16 protein-coding genes and 1 tRNA gene are annotated in these 17,847 nt (G+C 53.0%); 6 read left to right on the top strand and 11 right to left on the bottom strand.

Features of this window, described 5'->3' with window-relative positions; all coding sequences use genetic code 11:
- The first annotated feature begins 139 nt into the window (after positions 1-139).
- Together QMF38_RS07165 and QMF38_RS07160 are read left to right on the top strand one after the other, a co-directional pair.
- Positions 140-286: a hypothetical protein gene (locus QMF38_RS07165; protein WP_006447269.1), complete on the top strand. Its 147-nt coding sequence runs from the start codon at positions 140-142 to the stop codon at positions 284-286.
- 269 nt (positions 287-555) lie between these two features.
- On the top strand, positions 556-1,275 hold the full coding sequence (locus tag QMF38_RS07160; protein ID WP_281759153.1) for a VIT1/CCC1 transporter family protein: 720 nt from the start codon (positions 556-558) through the stop codon (positions 1,273-1,275).
- A gap of 22 nt (positions 1,276-1,297) precedes the next feature.
- On the opposite strand, the gene QMF38_RS07155 is transcribed toward QMF38_RS07160, so the two are convergent.
- On the bottom strand, positions 1,298-2,368 hold the full coding sequence (locus QMF38_RS07155; RefSeq protein WP_281759011.1) for an NAD(P)-dependent alcohol dehydrogenase: 1,071 nt from the start codon (positions 2,366-2,368) through the stop codon (positions 1,298-1,300).
- A 211-nt stretch (positions 2,369-2,579) separates the two neighbouring features.
- Here QMF38_RS07155 and QMF38_RS07150 point away from each other — a divergent pair, with 211 nt between their 5' ends.
- Positions 2,580-3,182: a DedA family protein gene (locus QMF38_RS07150; RefSeq protein ID WP_058093815.1), complete on the top strand. Its 603-nt coding sequence runs from the start codon at positions 2,580-2,582 to the stop codon at positions 3,180-3,182.
- Between the two features lie 5 nt (positions 3,183-3,187).
- Here the strand turns inward: QMF38_RS07150 and QMF38_RS07145 are convergent, their stop codons facing one another.
- Together QMF38_RS07145 and QMF38_RS07140 are read right to left on the bottom strand one after the other, a co-directional pair.
- A complete protein-coding gene (locus QMF38_RS07145; RefSeq protein ID WP_058093816.1) occupies positions 3,188-4,024 on the bottom strand; it encodes a mechanosensitive ion channel family protein in 837 nt (278 codons plus the stop codon).
- A gap of 105 nt (positions 4,025-4,129) precedes the next feature.
- The gene (locus tag QMF38_RS07140) at positions 4,130-6,100 is read right to left on the bottom strand and encodes a peptidoglycan D,D-transpeptidase FtsI family protein (RefSeq protein WP_390854287.1); all 1,971 of its coding nucleotides are present in this window, start codon (positions 6,098-6,100) and stop codon (positions 4,130-4,132) included.
- A 373-nt stretch (positions 6,101-6,473) separates the two neighbouring features.
- Between QMF38_RS07140 and QMF38_RS07135 the strand changes: the two genes are divergently transcribed.
- From QMF38_RS07135 to QMF38_RS07125, 3 genes are read left to right on the top strand one after another with little or no spacing between them, the layout of a single operon-like run.
- Positions 6,474-7,769 carry an O-antigen ligase family protein gene (locus QMF38_RS07135; RefSeq protein ID WP_058093818.1) on the top strand — a complete coding sequence of 432 codons (1,296 nt, stop codon included), beginning with the start codon at positions 6,474-6,476 and terminating at the stop codon, positions 7,767-7,769.
- A complete protein-coding gene (locus QMF38_RS07130) occupies positions 7,766-9,016 on the top strand; it encodes a glycosyltransferase family 2 protein (protein WP_058093819.1) in 1,251 nt (416 codons plus the stop codon). The genes QMF38_RS07135 and QMF38_RS07130 overlap by 4 nt, the downstream gene beginning before the upstream one ends.
- A gap of 28 nt (positions 9,017-9,044) precedes the next feature.
- Positions 9,045-9,749 (top strand): hypothetical protein, encoded by a 705-nt coding sequence (locus tag QMF38_RS07125; protein ID WP_058093820.1) that lies wholly within the window; start codon positions 9,045-9,047, stop codon positions 9,747-9,749.
- A gap of 32 nt (positions 9,750-9,781) precedes the next feature.
- Here QMF38_RS07125 and QMF38_RS07120 read toward each other — a convergent pair whose 3' ends face one another.
- From QMF38_RS07120 to polA, 8 genes are all read right to left on the bottom strand, one after another.
- Positions 9,782-10,663, bottom strand: a complete 882-nt coding sequence (locus QMF38_RS07120) for a hypothetical protein (protein ID WP_058093821.1) — start codon at positions 10,661-10,663, stop codon at positions 9,782-9,784.
- A gap of 42 nt (positions 10,664-10,705) precedes the next feature.
- Positions 10,706-11,197, bottom strand: coding sequence for a GNAT family N-acetyltransferase (locus QMF38_RS07115; protein ID WP_232302119.1), 492 nt, complete (start codon positions 11,195-11,197; stop codon positions 10,706-10,708).
- 105 nt (positions 11,198-11,302) lie between these two features.
- A tRNA-Leu gene (locus tag QMF38_RS07110) sits at positions 11,303-11,387 on the bottom strand.
- A 120-nt stretch (positions 11,388-11,507) separates the two neighbouring features.
- Positions 11,508-12,773: an MFS transporter gene (locus QMF38_RS07105; protein WP_281759009.1), complete on the bottom strand. Its 1,266-nt coding sequence runs from the start codon at positions 12,771-12,773 to the stop codon at positions 11,508-11,510.
- 21 nt (positions 12,774-12,794) lie between these two features.
- Positions 12,795-13,463 (bottom strand): lytic transglycosylase domain-containing protein, encoded by a 669-nt coding sequence (locus QMF38_RS07100; RefSeq protein WP_281759008.1) that lies wholly within the window; start codon positions 13,461-13,463, stop codon positions 12,795-12,797.
- Positions 13,418-14,044 carry a dephospho-CoA kinase gene (gene coaE / locus QMF38_RS07095; RefSeq protein ID WP_058093825.1) on the bottom strand — a complete coding sequence of 209 codons (627 nt, stop codon included), beginning with the start codon at positions 14,042-14,044 and terminating at the stop codon, positions 13,418-13,420. Before coaE ends, QMF38_RS07100 begins: the two co-directional genes overlap by 46 nt.
- Positions 14,041-14,910, bottom strand: coding sequence for a bifunctional DNA-formamidopyrimidine glycosylase/DNA-(apurinic or apyrimidinic site) lyase (mutM, locus tag QMF38_RS07090; protein WP_058093826.1), 870 nt, complete (start codon positions 14,908-14,910; stop codon positions 14,041-14,043). The genes coaE and mutM overlap by 4 nt, the downstream gene beginning before the upstream one ends.
- A 28-nt stretch (positions 14,911-14,938) precedes the next feature.
- Complete coding sequence (polA, locus tag QMF38_RS07085; protein ID WP_281759007.1) at positions 14,939-17,587, bottom strand: DNA polymerase I; 2,649 nt, start codon at positions 17,585-17,587, stop codon at positions 14,939-14,941.
- Positions 17,588-17,847 lie beyond the last annotated feature (260 nt).

Below are 17,847 nucleotides of genomic sequence, written 5' to 3'. Positions count from 1 at the left end.
AAGAAATCGGTTTCTGCTAAACGTTCACAAAGCAAACGCTTCACATGAAACATTGTTCACATTGGAAGCGTTTCAATGATGATCCAACTGCAGAAAGTCGCCATATAATCGAGGCAGAAAAGGAAAGAGGTGCATTTGAATGGAACAATCGAGCTACATCGCCACTCGTTGTGTGTATGAAGCTGTGCTCCAGACATATAGCCAACGTCGCGTGTCGTTTGGCGGACGTTTTGCGACAAGCGAGTTCACCCGCAAGTTATGGAACAAGATCGCGCTACGCAAATGACCACGGTTGTGCCGCCCTCTTGTCTGACAAACATCGCGCGTGGTAGTTGCAGCGACAAGCGCTTATAAACTGCCACGTTTTTCATTACGCAATCAACCCCGCAAAAAGCCGAGCGTGGAGTAACGGCTTGTCCCCTAACTGCCGCAGTAAGGTTACTCAAATCCTCTCGTTTAGGATTGACTTATATTGCCATATCGCGTTACTGTGTTGATGCGCAGAACTCGCGCATGATGACACTTCATATAGATAGGAAGATTACATTGAGTACCATGTCGCCATCTGCACGACTCGATGAGCTGTTAGGACACGAACAAAAACGCAAAGCCCCTGGTTGGATAGGAGATGCCATTTACGGCGTCAACGATGGCTTGGGTGCTATCTTCGGCATTATCGCCGGCGTCGCCGGTTACACCCCAAACAGTCACACCATTCTCGTCTCCGGTTTCTTCGGCGCGCTTGCCAGCACATTATCCATGGGTGCAGGTGCTTGGCTGGCCACCAAGTCGGAAAATGAGTTGATGGAAAAGGCGATTCACGAAGCCGAGCAGAACATCCGCCAGCACCGCGACAAAGAAATCGAGATTCTTTCGTTAATTTACGAAACAAAAGGCTTTACGGCAGCCGAAGCAAACGAGATAGCACACCGCATTGCGGAGGACGACGAGTTGTTCGTAAAAACCATGGCACAAGAGAAGCATGGTATTCATGAAGCGAGCCGTGGAAACGTCTGGGGATCTGCGATTTCTGGAGCCATCTCGACGTTTATCGGCGGCATCGTTCCTCTGATCCCTTTCTTTTTCATGCGCGGCATTGGAGCAGTCATTGCTGCCGCCATCGTCAGTTTGCTCGCACACTTTGTCGTCGGTGCACTCAAAAGCCTGGTCACCGTGCGTTCCTGGTGGTCCAGTGGCATCGAAATGACGTTGGCCGGCGTGATCGTAGGCGTCATCTCGTACTTGCTCGGTGTGTTCGGCAGTCACATCTTATAGAACGCCGCCGGCTATACCGCATTCAACGCTGCGGGTAGACCATCACCTTGATGCTGCCCGCTTTGTTGGTTCGGGCGCGCTCCAGCGCCTCGCCCACTTTCGACAGCGGATACGCGTCCGTGATAAGCGACGACGTATCGATCCGGCGCAGCAAGGAGATGCCCGCAGGGTACGTGTTGGCATATCGGAAGACGCCACACATTTCGATCTCGTCGTCCACAAACTGCGTCACGTTGATGGTGTTTTCGGCAATCGGAGGCATCCCGACAAGTGCCATCCTGCCACCTCGGCGAACGATAGCAAACAGACTGGTCAGCGCAGCCGGATTGCCCGCCGTCTCGACGCCAACATCAACGCCTTCTCCGCCAAAGAGATCCTGTACGACCTCACCAACATCCTGGGTGCCTACATGAACGGCGTGCGTAGCCCCCATTTGCAGTGCCACGTCCAATCGTCGCGGCTCGACGTCGCCGACGACAATCTCACTAGCCCCCTTCATCTTGGCTGCGATCACGCACATCAACCCGACCGGGCCCATGCCCATGATGGCCACGCGTTCGCCGGCCTGCAGTCGCACTCTATTCAATGCGTGCAAACCAACCGAGAACGGCTCGACGAGAGCTGCCTGCTCAAACGACATATCGTCCGGAATGCGATACACGAAGTCCGCACGATGCGCCAGATATTGCGCAAAGGCCCCGTCAACTGGCGGTGTGGCGAGGAATTGAACATCTGGACACAAGTTGTACCGACCTGATTTACACGCCGGGCAGCGTCCGCATGTGACGCCTGGCTCTACCGCAACTCGATCCCCAACCCGCAGATGGTGAACACCATCGCCAACGCGAACGACCGTCCCTGCACATTCGTGTCCGAGAATCAACGGGCGCTCGACGACATAGCGACCAATCCGCCCATGCTCGTAATAATGTACATCGGATCCGCAAACGCCCACAGACTCCACGCGTATTAGCACTTCGTCGTCCCGAATCTGGGGAACTGGTTTTTCTTGCAGTTCGATGTGCATCGGATCCGTTAGATAGGCTGCCAACATCCGCTCTGGAATCGAACACTCATCCTTAAGCGTTTTCATGCGCATCCTCCTTCCCCTAAATCGATTTGAATCATACATGATTAGTATACCGTATGAATTCATTGAAAAGATAGAAGCACACACGTCAGCGACCAATCTACACTCCACAACGCGATCGCGCTGACAATGGCCATCCACCTTTAAACTGATGAACTTTTCTGGCGCGAACCTAGTCTTTAGCTTTGACACTCAAAATCAGGGGGAAAATACCGTGTCACATGCCATCATGTCCTTTTTGCAAGCGTCAGGATACCTTGGCGTATTGATTACCATGGCGTTGGAGAGTGCATGTGTTCCATTGCCTAGCGAGTTGATTATGCCGTTTGCGGGGTATCTGGCAGGATTGGGGCACCTTCAGTTCTGGGGCGTGGTGGCCTGTGGCACGCTCGGCAATGTACTTGGTGCGTCTATCGCGTACTCCATTGGTCGCTACGGCAGCATGCTCGCCATTATGCGTTACGCCCGCCTCACACGGCTTTCCGAAAGCCATCTTCAACTCGCGCACCGTTGGTTTGCCGGGCGCGGACAATCGGCCATCTTAGTCGCTCGTATGTTGCCCATCGTGCGCACCTTCATTTCGCTCCCCGCCGGCGTCTCCCGCATGCCTGCACGCCCCTTCGTCGCCTATACCTTGATTGGCTCCTTCCCATGGGTGTACATGCTCACGTACGCTGGTAGTTTTCTCGGACGCCGATGGTTTGCGATCACGCACGAAATTCACGCTTTTACGTTCGGATTACTTGCCTTCGCCGCACTGTGGGCCATCCTCTCCTTGAGCAGACGGTTTGTGAAAAGCTTGCCTCCCAATTCGTAATCCCCTTAGCGTTCATCTTCCCGGCGAAAATCGGCGATTGCTTCGCGAATCAATTCCAGGTCGAAGCGCGCCGGGAGTTGTACTTGGACTACGTAGGTATCACTCCCAAATTCCTTAATTGAGACGCTCGCTTGCCCCCCTGTCACCTCCGCAACCCGTTCTTCAAAAGCGCGAAACGGTGTGGTATAGGGCAAAGGTACGACACAAAGTTTGTTGCCAACATTGGCACCGACCGTAATGGCGGAGCCGATAACGGATGAATTGGGTAAAATTCGACGAACATCGCCTTCCTGTAAGATCGTGTGGTACCAATTGATATCGACGACGGTTCCGCTATATTCGACGCCACCGAACACGTATGTACGCACACTCACGTACTGACCAATTTGAAATGGGCGGAGCGTAAACAGCACCATGCTCGCAATGAGATTGGCGAGCGTCGATTGCGCACCAACGCCGACGATCACGCCGGTCACCGCGCCACCTACAAGGATGCTTCCGATCTTCACCTGCACCAAGTGCAATCCGACCACCAGGACAAAGGCGTAACCAACACCAGAGATGGCGCGATCGACAAGGCTTTGCACCCGCGCGTCTGCATTTGTGTGAACGCGTGTGACATAGGAGATCGTACGGCGCAACTGGCGAATCAACAAAACGCCCACGACAAACCAGACGATGGCCAAGCCCCATTGGATAGACTCGCGCTCCACCTCGGGTAAAAGCCGCATTCTGGCTGAATCGCGTGCCACCGAAAAGACGACGGCGACAACCACCAACAGTCCAAATAACACGATTAAGCGCCGCCAAGTTGCAGCTTGTCTTCGTTCTTGTTGCACCATCTCAGCACCTCTTCACTCGGGCAAGAAATGGGCGAGCCTGCCGCGCCCGCGGCTCTTGCTCGCCCACTTGATCATAATCCTTACAAATAAGCTTCACAATGAGCATCAGTGACTCTGTTCCGGCACGAGATAGGCTGCAGATGTCTTCCAATTCGCAGGAATTGCTGTACTTGTCCAGCCACTTTTCGGCATCCACGGCTCGTGATGCTCGTTAAAATAGGCATCGATCATTTGACGCGCGATGACAGCCGAGAACTGTGCTCCATAGCCGCCGCCAGGCGCCATGACGGCCACCGCCACCAAAGGGTGATTCAGTGGTGCATAACAGATAAATACGGAGTTGTCGGTCGGCTTACCGTTGATATAAATCTGCGCAGTCCCGGTCTTGCCAGCTGCCTGATAGTGAGCACCCATAAATGCATAGTATGCGGTACCACTTGGGTTGGACGTCACACCATACATGCCCTGCTGAATAAGATGCCACTGCCAAGGAGCCCCCTTGACCTGCCCCACCACTTGTGTTTTGAACGACCGTAATGGCTTTGCCCCGGAACTCGGGGTGGCGTCAGGGCCAAAGACGTTCTCCAATAAATGTGGCTTGAGGCGCAGCCCCTCGTCTGCCAACGTCATCGCGTACTCCGCCAATTCCATTGGCGTAAACATCTGCGATTGGCCGATGGCCGCATCCGCCAGACTCGCTGGAGAGCCATAGTTCACATACTTTCCAGTCTTCGCAATCGATTGCTCGCTTGCCTTCAAATTATAAGGAACCTGGATGTTGCCTTTGCGATAGTTTTCAATATAGAACTTTCCTGACGATTCATAAGGTAAATCGATACCTGTCGGAAGCCCGAGACCGAAATTCTCTTCGCCCTGAAACAGCGCGTTGATACCCTTTGCAAAATCGGTATCCAGATAGTTTTGGTAACTGCCATCCGAACTCGGGTAACCACCACCGCTTGTCGTGGTACTGCCAAACCACTTGCCCAAATGAAGACCTACTTCGTACAAAAACACGTCACTTGATACGGTCAAAGCCTCAATCGGATTGACAAGGCCAAACACGAAGCCCTCGTCTTCATTCTTGCGCTGCGTCCCAATGTAAATATACCCGTCGTCTTCAATCAATGTCTTCGGCGTTACGACGCCTGCCTTGAGCGCCGTCAGCATATTGGCAGGTTTGACCGTCGACCCCGGATAATTGTAGGTGTCAATCGCATTGTTCAACTGCGCGCCAGAAGTCTCTAGGTAATGAACGTGGTGAATATACGATCCGTTCGTATACCAGTTGGGATCTAGATAGGGATAGCTGACCATCGCGATGACGCCGCCTGTCTTTACATTGAGCATGACCGCCGCAGCGTCGGTGATATTATTTTTATTCGCACTGTTACTATCGATCATGTTTTGCATAATCATCTGCGCTTCGGCCTGCTCGCGCCCATCGAGGGTCAATTGAATATTGTCGCCGTCGACAGGTGCAATATCGCCGACGCTTCCCACCGCATTGCCTGCACTGTCGATGGTGACCAGGTCATATCCAGGCTTACCCTGCAAAATGTGTTCGTATTCATATTCGATGCCGGTTTCGCCAACCTTTTGGCTGTATAGATAACCCTTGTACTGGTTTACGTTCTGCGCAGTGATTGCGCCGACGTAGCCAAGTACCTGGCCAGCGAGATCGCCATACGGATATTGCCGTTCATAATCTTGTACAACCTGGACACCAGGCAATTCGGTCTGATGTTCTACGACAAACGCAACCTGCGCGTCGGTCACATTCGATGCTAAGGTCACCTGCAAAGCACCAGGTTGACTTTGCATGGTTTGATACAGCGAGCTTGCTGTCGTCTCCAATACTGGCGCCAGAATCGCAGCCAATTGGTGCAACTGGGCGTCGGTCATCGGCGTATAGCGATCCAATTCAATGGCGAGAACCGGCTTGTCCCACGCCAGCACCTGACCATTCGCATCGTAAATCCATCCGCGTTGCGGAAGAATGGGGACGCGGGCGTACTGAGTGGTCATCTCCGACTGGCGGAATGTCTTTCCTTGTGCGACCTGAACATAGGCCATACGCAAAATAAGCGATGAAAACGAAAGAAATACAAGACCATACACAACACGTACACGAAATGCCCGACGCTTTCTCGCTTTTTGCTTGTCAGGCGCCACATTTTTGGGGCGGCTTTTTCTCTTCCGCAGTTTCACGCGCCTCATCCCTACTCCATGATTTTTGCACACTTGAAACGACTCGTCATTTCCACCGTAGGTTCAACCTCTTTGTCGACTGTCACAATTTCAACAAATGTGCGAGGCGGGTCGAAAAATTCGACAACGTGTCGGAAACCTGTAGTATGGTATCCGGGGAATTTCGGGTAGAATTGATATAGTGAAGTGGGACGAGCCTGCTTGTAAAAGGCTCGATCAAACTTATAGGAGTTTTGCCATGGTGCAGACGTCTGTGCCGACAGCGGAAGACCACTCGTCCAGTGCGCAATCGAACTATGGCGACGCACTTGCCCGATGGTGTGTCTACGCTCTCGGCGCATTTGCAATTGTCAACCAAGGGCTTGACATATCTGTCTTGTCCGGGTTAGGAAACCTATGGGGAACCATCGCGATCGCGTGCTTGGCGGTCATCGCCTTGGTTCGAGTCGCATATGGATTGCGTCGCCAAGGTTTTCGCTGGAGTCGCTACGCAGGTTGGTATATCCTGTACTGTGCAACGCTTATTCTGTATGGCTTGAAACATCCGCTCCTCGCGTTCAACGGTTTCAGTGTCGATGTCGAGTACATCGTTATCGCCCTATTGCTGCCTTGGGTCGTGAAATCGAGAGATGTACCACGACTATTGTATGGCGTGATCGCAGCATCGATGCTACTTGGGGTGGACGGAGTGTTTCAGTACGCCATCAAAGTGCCGATTCCGAATACGTGGTTGGATGTCGGCGAAGTTGTCCGGACCCGGGTCTTTTCCGTCATGAAGTCGCCAGCCGAATTTGGCGCTAATTTGGAAATGACCATTCCCATGATGTTTGGACTGTTTGCCGTCGACCGCCACCCGGCTAGACGGCTTGTCTACATCGCCGGCGGGATATGCTCACTTGCTGCTTTATTTTTCACGTATGACCGCGGCTCTTGGCTCGGCCTGGGTGCAGCCGTGCTCATCGTGGCAGTTGTTTACGAGCGGCGCCTCTTGCCGATCCTGTTAGTGCTAGGGGTTATCGCCTTTTTCATTCCGTCGATCCACATGCGGGTGATGGACTTGTTCAACCCGGTGTACGCAGTCAAGTCGTCTGCCGGTGGACGGATGCTGCTCTGGCAACAGGCGTTCGATACGATGGCCAAAAACCCTCTGTTCGGAGCAGGACTGGGTCAGTATGGCGGATACGTGGCAACTTCGCACAGTCTGTCGTCGTTTTCGGATAACTACTATGCGAAAGTTCTCGGCGAGACGGGACTGGTCGGGCTTGTCCTGTTCATGGCAATGCACGTCGCGATTCTCCGCGAGATCGCAACCAGCGTCGTGCGGCGAGCGAAGGGGCGCAATCGTTGGCTGGCCTTAGCGGGATTGACCAGCGTCCTTGCTATCTTGATTCACAGCTTTGTCGAAAATCTGTTTGAGTACAATTACACCGCAAGCCTTTATTTCGTGATTGTCGGACTTATCTTGCTCTGGGGACGCACCTTGCCGGAATCATCCGCAGAGATGCCCGGCAGAAAGCGAGGAACTTTGAAATGACGCTGATGTATGCGTTGTTTAATACATTCTATGGGGCGCTCAAACTGATCACGGGTATCGTGGCCGTGTATCAGCTTGTGTTGTCACTGTATGGGCTGTGGCACCGCAAACAGGCCATTAGCCATGCGCCGAAGAAACGGTTTGCCGTCATTATTCCGGCGCATAACGAAGAACGCGTGGTTGGTCCGCTGATCGACAGCATCAAGCAACAGACATATCCGGACCATTTATTCGACATACACTTAATTGCCGACAACTGCACCGACCACACCGCAGATGTCGCAAGGATGCACGGCGCGACCGTCCACCTGCGCGAGAATGCATCCGACCAAGGCAAGGGATACGCGATCGAATGGATGCTCAACCGCCTGAAAAAGATGAAGGCCGAGTACGACGCGATTGTTATGTTCGATGCCGACAACCTGGTCGATCCAGAATTTCTGGCGATGATGAACGACCACCTGTGTCGCGGCGACCGCGTCATCCAGGGATACTTGGACACAAAGAATCCTTTCGACACCTGGATCAGTGTTTCACTCGCCCTTTCATATTGGTTTGATAATCGCCTGTGGCAATATGCTCGGCGCAAACTCGGGCTTTCCTGCACGCTCGGGGGCACTGGGCTGTGTATCGATTACACACTGCTTCAGGAGATGGGCTGGAAAGCGACAGGACTGACAGAGGATCTGGAGTTTGGAATTCGTTGCGTGCGTCGCGGCATTATTCCGGTGTGGGCTCACGATGCGAAGGTGTATGACGAAAAACCAACCGGTTTTCACGCTTCATTCCGGCAGCGCCTGCGCTGGCAACAAGGTCATTTTCAGTGTGCCAAAGAGCACATGATACCCATGTTCATTCAGGGAATCCGCGAGCGAAATCTAGCCAAGATCGATATGGCGGTATATCTCTTTCAACCGATGCGGTCCATGCTTTTGTTTGTTGGTGCGATGCTGATGTTCGCCTTGCAATATGCAGCGCCAGAACAGACGGGTACGGTCAGTGCAGCCGCAACGTTTGCCACAGATTTGTGGGTCGCCGTCAACTTGCTTTTGTTCTTGGAAATCCCACTCGCGCTTATCCTGGAACGCGTGAATTGGCGAGCCTATTTTGGGTTAGCACTCCTGCCGTTCTTCCTTTGGACATGGGGACCGGTTACACTGCAAGCGTACTTCACGCGGAGCAATCGCAAATGGTACCATACGGTGCATAAGCGGGCGATCCGACTGGATCAATTGCGGGAGCGGTGAGCCGCTCTGACGCCATAAGGGGTTCACGATGGACGAACATCGTCAAAAAAATGGGTCCCATCATTCTCAGCTCGAATCGTTGGTAGAAACAGAAGTTGAACAACTGGCGCGGTACGCCATGCGGGTGCCGCGCACGTCATTTTTCCTCGTCATCATTGTCATCGGCGCGCTGCTGACCACGCTGTCCCTCACCTTGCACATCCTCCCGTGGTGGGCAGTTGTCAGCGCGATTGCAACACTCCTGATCCCCCTCTTATCGTCTGTATTGCGCAAGCGCCATATATGGACACGCAGGATAGCACTGACCACCATCACTGTATTAACTGCTGGCCTTTTGATCAGCGTCTTTTACCTAGTCGATGCACTATTTCACCATACGGAATCGGCGCTTTCGCTGTTTCGGGACGCTATACTTCTGTGGACGACAAACATTCTTGTCTTTGCAGTATGGTACTGGGAAGTCGATCAAGGTGGCCCATTAAAACGCCATGCTCAGGTACCAGAGGCACCAGACCTGCTGTTTCCGCAGATGGTATCGAGCATCCCTGAGTGGGAAACGTGGCATCCGGCATTTGTGGATTATTTGTTCCTTGCCTTCAACACAAGCACAGCCTTCAGTCCAACCGACACCGCAGCTTTATCCAGACGGATTAAAGTGTTGATGATGACACAATCGTCGATCTCGCTGGTTGTTGTCGCCGTGATCGCAGCAAGAGCGATTAATATTGCGTAAAACGGACGCACGGGCCGAGACTGCCCGCGACGTCACGACACTGTAACGAATCGCTCGGTTCCCGCCGGAACCCTGCCCGACCCAGGTGTGAAATCGAGGGAAAGGGTGACTGGAGGTAGCACTTCAAGAGCCGTCTCTTTACCCTTTTCCAGCCGGAGAGCTGGCTGAAATACGAGTCCACGCTGAATACTTTCTGGCCGCATGGACAGCTTGTACAACAAGCTTATTGCTTTCCCTGGCTGCACAACGACCGGTGCCTTAAAGACACGCGTATCATCCGGACGCGGCGACGAAAGAGCCTTAAGCGAATAATGAATATCTCCTATCCAATCGTCGCCGGCTTGTTCAAGTCCCAATATGGAAACCGGATCAGGTGAATGGTTTGTCAGCGTCATCGTCAACCATTGACTTGATAAAATGATAGGTCCAGAAGCGCCTCCAGCATACGCATCCACGTCTAACCAAGTTGCAGCATGCGAAATGACGCGGCATGTCAGTGAGCCATATGGGAGTACCTTCTGCCAAAGATTCGTGGACAAATACAAATTCAACGGTTGATTATACAAGCTGTGTGCCGGCATGACGTCGAACACAAAGTGATAGGCGCCGTAAGAAGTCCGTCCGTCCTGTGAGCCGATGTGTGTAGCCCAATAGTTGCGCAGCGTAACGCTCCTGGTGTGATTCAACAGCCGAGCGCTCGTCAGCGAAGCCGAATCTGTCGTCCAGACGTCGTATCTGAGCGTTAAAGGATGAGCGCGATCCACGATGGCATTCACTCGCCAACCGCCGCCTGCCCACCAGCGCGAGCTTTTGCTCACGGCATGCTGCATGATCGGTTGCCGCGACCATATGGCACCGATGCCGAACAGTATAACAATGGCTACTATGGCGGAGATCCCCCATATCCGACGCATCCACTCACCCGTTCTGTTGAATGTTATTCTGTTACAAGGAGTCTACAGTCGCTTGATCAGTTCAATTTCATCATGAATCGGTATGTCATCGTATCCGATGAGTGGGATTGACGGTTTCTTCGCTCGTGCCTCGTCGATTGCCCCTGGGTAAACTGCGTTGATGCGGTACCCTCGACGTTGGTAAAAGCGAAGTGCGTGCAGATTGTCATTGGACGTAATCATCTCCACCGCTTCGCAGCCTAGTGCTTTCGCCTTATCTTCGACGGCTCGAAGCAGTGCACCGCCCACACCCGTTCCTTCCAAGGTGGCGTTGATGCTTAACAACTCACACCTGTTCCCATGTTGCACGTAGGTGGCAGCACCCACACGCTGTCCGTTTTGAATGGCGATGAACGCAAAGGCGTCTTGCAGACAATAGACCCTGCCTTTGGAGACCATCGTATCTCCGCCCCATTCGCGGGTCCACAACGCGCGTAACCACGACCAATCTTCAAGCGAGATAGGTTCTTTGACCAACGTACGATTTGTCACCATGCTCATACTTCCTCACTCAATTAGGGTCATACCCATGAAAACATACGAAACAAAAAAGAACTCGTCAACAGATTCATCTCTGCTAACGAGTTCTTGTGAATGATTTGGTGTCGAGAGCGGGACTTGAACCCGCACGGGTTTCCCCACACGCCCCTCAAACGTGCGCGTCTGCCAATTCCGCCATCCCGACATGCGGTGTAAACCGAATCAACGCTTTTGATTATACTGGGCAAAACTCTGTATGTCAAGGACAATACGCCATTTTATTTCGTCTGCAAATTGCAAAGACGCAGCCGGGAATTCAGGAAGGCTATGCACTCTTTTGCGATCTTGCTGTATCAAATTGCCGAAACATATAGCCGTACAACAATGACGAAACCAATTGCAACCCACCAGCAAAGACGAAAGGTAAAGCGAAGCTGCCACTGTCCAAAAGCGTTCCAGATAGGGACGGCCCGATGGCCGACGCCAGACGCGTGAAGAACGAGTTCATGCTGAGTGAGAAACCGCGCCGCTGATCCCTGGTCAAACTGCTTCCAAGCGCGGAGCGGGCACCTTGTGTACCGCGACTGAGGGCTGAGCGAACCGCATACACCACGGACGCCAGCGAAAATGTGGGCATAAAGGGCAGTATAAGCATTAAGGCGACGCCCACCAACCGCAGCCAAACTACAGACCGCACCATGCCAAACCGCTCGGCAAGTACTCCTGATAATACTGCCGCAAGCCCTGTTACAACAAAGGAAACCGCAAGTGTGGCACCAATTTGCGCGGAATTCGCACCAAAGCGAGCGGCAAACCAATATGTCATCATCGGTCCGACGAAGCCCACACCAAGTCCGTTCAGTAGATTGACGAAGGCCAATTTGGCCATATTGCGATTTTCTTGCCGGCGAATGGTGCGTTCCGCGAACTGTGCCGCGCCTTTAGCATCTACCGGCTCAACATCCGGACGGCCTTTTGTATCTACTCGTTCTGGAGCCTTTCCGCCAGGAGCCCGCCAAATCACGATAGCACATCCAAGTGAAATCACGCACAAGCCGTAAAACAGTGGTCGATAGGCGGCAGCTCCCGGCAAAGAATGTATCCACAGGCGCGGCAATCCACCGAGAACAGCTCCCAAAGCCATGCCGAAAAAGCCCAACGCAGTATTGATACTAAATACTCGGCTTCGCCGTTCGCGCGATACCGCACTTGCCAACCAGGCTTGCTCTGCTGGTGTAAATGGCCCTGCAGCTCCATTCTGACCTCTTCCAAATCCGGTGAGAATTACAGCCAGAGCGAGAACATATGGATTTCTACACAGTCCTACGACCAATGCCGCACAGGCGGTCATGCACTCATACGTGAGCAAAAACGGTTTACGGCCGATCCGGTCGCTCAAGACGCCGACCAGCAGGATAAGCGCCGCCCCGCAAACACCCGCGGCCGACATGACGCCTCCAATTTCCGTTGCACTCCAGTGAAGGTCGCGCAAATACAACGTCATGTCAACAATCGCAACACCTTGTGACACGCTTCGGAGTGCGCGAGCTGTCTGCAAATAACGCACTGCATGCAACCTATTGACAGTCAATCCTCTTCACCTGGTTTCTCGTCATGACGTTGTCGAATTTGCGGTTGAGACAGGCTTCCATGCGGGATCGCGCCCATAAATCTTGCGATACAACTCGTAATTGTAGAAGACGCGATCGACAAAGTGCCGCGTTTCACCAACTGGGATTTCGTCGATGTCGTCGAGCTTACCGTTCCATACACCACCCTTTAGCCACGTGGAAACGCGGCGCGGACCTGCGTTATAGGCGGCTATGGCGGCCACCTCATTGCCTTGAAACTGCTGAATCAAGCTCTTCACGTACCAGCTGCCAATCAGAATATTATACTCGGGGCTGGCCAATTTCTTCGCGTCCTTGGGCAAGCGGTTCACAGCGGCTCCCGACCCAGTCTTTTGATTGCGGATCATTTCTGCGATCCACTCCGCCGTCTGCGGCATCAACTGCATAAGTCCCACAGCTCCGGCGTGGGAAACGTCCTGCGTATGAAATTTACTCTCGACTCGGATGACACTTGCGATCAGCAGTGGATCGACATTTGCAGATGCGGCCGCCTGCTGAATGTTCTTTTGATAGTGGATTGGGTACATCATCCGCCAAAACGCGTTCGTAGAAATCACGATAAGCACTGCGATGAGCAGTACCGCCGCGATCATCGAACGCCGGTTCAGGACGATGAAGCGGGGCCGTCGCCCTTGCGAATCTCGCTCCATACCTGCAACACCTGCTCCCGAGTGTTTTCGATGGATCCGTCGTTATCAATCACGTAAGTCGCCAACTTGCACTTTTCTTCGAGGGGCATCTGTGCATGTATACGTGCGAGCGCCGAGTCCCTGTCTAACCCATCGCGGACCATAACGCGTTGGATTTGTGTTTCAACGCTGGCGTAGACCACAATCGTCGCATCGACGAAGCGCTTCGCCGTTCCTTCAAACAGCAGCGGCACATCCCAGATCACCGTTTCACCAGGGCGTTGACGCCAGTATGCATTCGTTTCCTCGACCATGCCCTGCTGAACGCGCGGGTGTGTAATGGCGTTGAGTCGCATGCGTTTTGCCGCGTCTTGAAAGACAATTGCACCAAGTTGCTTGCGATTGAGTGAACCATCTGGCAACAAAACAGCTTGCCCGAACTCGCGCACGATTTCGGCTAGACCATCGCTACCTACGGCAACCACACGACGCGCCCATACGTCTGCATCAACCACATAGGCACCGAGATCGCGCAGCATACCGGTCACCGTACTCTTGCCGCTGCCGATCCCACCCGTTAACCCGACAATTCTTCCTTTCATCCGCCGACCTCCCGTTCCGGCTGCACCCGTGTCCTCGGGATCCGACCGCGGCGCTGGCACTGCGGGCAATAATGGGTGCCCCTTCCGGCGACACGCGTCCGCTGAATCTCACTGCCACATTGGCGGCAAGCCTCGCCTGTTCGGCCATATACGTTCAATTGAATCTGAAAGCCGCCATGCCGCCCATAGCCGTCCTGATATGTGCGAATGGACGATCCGCCCGCCTCAATGGCGCGCCGCAGCACGTCCCGTATGGAAGATAACAAGCGAGCAAGCCGCTTTGGACCAAGGCGATTGGCGGGTTCCAGAGGATGAATGCCACTTAGAAAGAGCGCCTCGTCCACATAAATGTTGCCAAGCCCTGCGATGATCGTCTGGTCGAGAAGCACCGCCTTCACTGGCCCCGTTCGCCTTTGTAACGATGATCGCAAAAGGGTTGGCGTTAGATTCGAGTCAAATGGCTCAGGTCCGAGCGTCTGTAAGCCGCTTGGCCATGACTCGTCCGGCAACAACAAATCCATGGTTCCAAACTGCCGCACGTCGCGATATCTTAGGTCCCGTCCGCTGGCGAGCCGGAATATGACATGCGTATGCAAAGCCAAAGGTTCACTTGTTTGAACAACTCGATACTGGCCCTCCATCCGAAGATGCGAAACCAATGTGTACGGAGCCAAGTCAAACAGGAGATATTTGCCCCTGCGGCCGATTGCACGAATGGTTCGTCCAGTAGCGCGATCGACAAAATCAGCGACGGAAGGGTAGCGAATGATTCGCGGCAAGCTCACCTGTACATCGACGATTGCATCGCCTGTCACGAGCTCGGCGAGGCCTCGGCGAACCGTCTCCACTTCCGGTAGTTCCGGCACACGACACCCCTCCTCTCGTCATGCAAATTCACTTTGCATCGTACCAAGTCCGCCCGTACGCGGTATCCACCCGAAGCGGCACGTTTAACGTCATCGCGTTCTCCATGTTGTCACGAACCAACTGTTGAAGTTCGTTTAATTCATCCTGCGGACACTCAAAAATCAATTCGTCGTGCACCTGTAGCAACATGCGGGCATCCATCTGTGCCTCACGCAAAGCGCGATCGATCCGCACCATGGCGAGTTTAATCAGATCGGCTGCTGTTCCCTGAATCGGCGTATTCATCGCAGTTCGTTCTGCAAAGCTGCGCAGGTGAAAATTGCGGCTGCGAATGTCAGGTAGATAGCGCCGTCGGTTCATCAACGTCGTAACAAAGCCCTTCTCTTTCGCTTGCTCCACGATCTCGTCCATATACTTGCGCACTCCAGGGAACTTGCGAAAGTACTCCTCGATAAAGCGTTTTGCATCCTTTTGTGGAATGTTCAAGTTCTGGGCCAGACCAAAGTCGCTAATACCATAGACAATCCCAAAATTAACAGCTTTGGCCTGACGTCGCATCAAAGGTGTAACCTCATCAGGCGAAACCTCAAAAACGTCACTTGCGGTCCGCGTATGAATGTCCATGCCACTGCGAAACGCATCGATGAGCGCCTCATCGCCAGAAAGATGGGCCAAGATGCGGAGTTCGATCTGCGAGTAGTCAGCCGCAAAAATCAACCAGTCCTGATATGTCGGCTCGAAAACCTGGCGCAAACGTCTCCCTTCCTCCAACCGAATAGGGATATTTTGCAGATTCGGTTCACTGCTCGACAAACGACCGGTCGCAGTCAAAGCCTGATGAAAACGGGTGTGAATCCGCCCTGTCTCCTTGCGAATCATCTTCAACAAACCGTCGACATAGGTGGACTGCAACTTGGATAGTTGGCGGTAATCGAGTATTTTTGCGACGACCTCGTGATAAGGCGCCAGTTTTTCAAGCACGTCCGCACTCGTCGAGTATCCAGTCTTCGTCTTTTTCACGGCCGGCAAGTTGAGCTTTTCAAACAAGATCTCTCCAAGCTGCTTGGGCGAGTTGATATTGAATGAAACTCCGGCCAGTTCATAAATTTCCTGTGTTAGGCGGTCGATGCGCGCCGACAAATCCGTCCCAAACGCTCGCAGTTTGTCCTCGTTCACGTGAAAGCCGGTAATCTCCATCTTCGCCAAAACGAACGCCAGTGGGAGTTCGACCTTGCTGTACAAGTCATCTAACTCCTGCGCAGCTAATGCATACTGAAGCGATTGATATAGCTCCGGGAGTTTGGCCGCAACGTATGTGAGCAATGCTTCACGGCGTTCTGTGACTTTCGTCACGCTGGGCACATCAACGTGTAACTCACGGTTGAGAATATCTTCTAATTCCACCTCACCGTCAGTCGGATTTAATAAGTACGCTGCCAACTTAACATCGTCCCAGTGTCCGTCGGAAGACAGTCCAATTCCATGTGCGTCGAGGGCGAAGGCCATGGACTTCAAATCAAACACAACTTTTGGACTGTCTCCAAGCAGCCAAGAGCGGATATCACTCATCTCAAGCTCATCATCAAAGCATAAGTAGTACGCCTGGCTCGCCGTGGCCAAGGCAATGCCACGAATCTCCGCATTGTGGTAGTCCGGCGGTTGCAAGTCCAGAATACAGCCCACAGGCCCAGTTAGACCACTCCAAACTCGCTCCAAATCTGCCACCCGAACAATCCTTTCGTATGAAAACGACAACCACGCATCCTTTGGCTGTGGCAACTCGTCATCCGTCGACGCCGGGCTCATTTCCTCGGAAATTTTGTCGATGAGCGAATGGAATGCCAATTCCCGAAACCACTCGATTGCTTGCTTTGCGTCGTACCCGTTGTAGGAAAGATCCTCCAGTGCGACCTCCAGTGGCGCATTGCGATGAATCGTGGCCAACTTTTTCGAAAGCAACGCCTGCTCACGATGTTCCACCAATCGTTCACGCAACTTGGCACCTGGAACTTCATCGACATGATCCAATACGGATTCGACCGTGTCAAAGCTCGTAAGCAACTTGATGGCGGTCTTCTCCCCTACACCGGGGACACCTGGAATATTGTCCGACGTATCGCCCATTAAACCTTTTAAATCTATGATTTGTATGGGGCGAAGGCCATATCGCGCAGCGACCGCAGCTTCATCGTAATATTCGACATCGGTGATGCCGCGGCGCGTGAGCAGGGCATGTACCCGCGGAGAAACTAATTGTAGTAAATCCTTATCTCCGGATACAATTTTAATATCCCATCCAGCCTCTTCAGCACGCTTCGACAACGTGCCAATCAAGTCGTCCGCTTCATAGTTTTGCAGTTCGACAACGGGTATCGACAAGGCCTCTAGAGTTTGGCGTGCCAAGGGGAATTGTTGCACGAGATCATCCGGCGTCTGCTGACGCGTCCCTTTATACTCGGCGTATTCCGCATGGCGAAATGTTGTTTTGGATTTATCGAAAGCGACTGCAAGGTGCGTCGGCTGTTCCGATGCAAGCAGGCGCAAAAGCATCATGGTGAATCCATATACCGCGTTCGTCGGAACCCCTTGCTGATTGGACAGTGGAGGTAGCGCAAAAAACGCACGGTAAAGGATGCTGTTACCATCGATGAGCAGTAACTTCGGATTACTTGACATAAAACACCTCTAATTCCGGACACATCCCGGAAAATCAAGAAAGCAATTGACCCTCGTTTTATTCTATCACATTCGCCTTGCGACTCGATTTCCGATGTCACTGCATGGCGGCTTCAACGCAAAAACAGGGGCTGTCCCAAAACCCATTGTAAGATGGGGGAAGGGTACAGCCCCTTTTTTGTTTAATTGTCTTTTTTTTTTGCGTTCTGTGCTTGCAAGGTAGCTCCTCCTACGCGGATAAAGCCGCCTTCTTCATCAGA

The sequence above is a fragment of the Alicyclobacillus hesperidum subsp. aegles genome (assembly GCF_027923525.1).
Classification (GTDB): Bacteria; Bacillota; Bacilli; order Alicyclobacillales; family Alicyclobacillaceae; genus Alicyclobacillus; species Alicyclobacillus aegles.
Note: the sequence above shows the minus strand (reverse complement) of the source record. Positions and strands in the feature narration are given on the sequence as shown.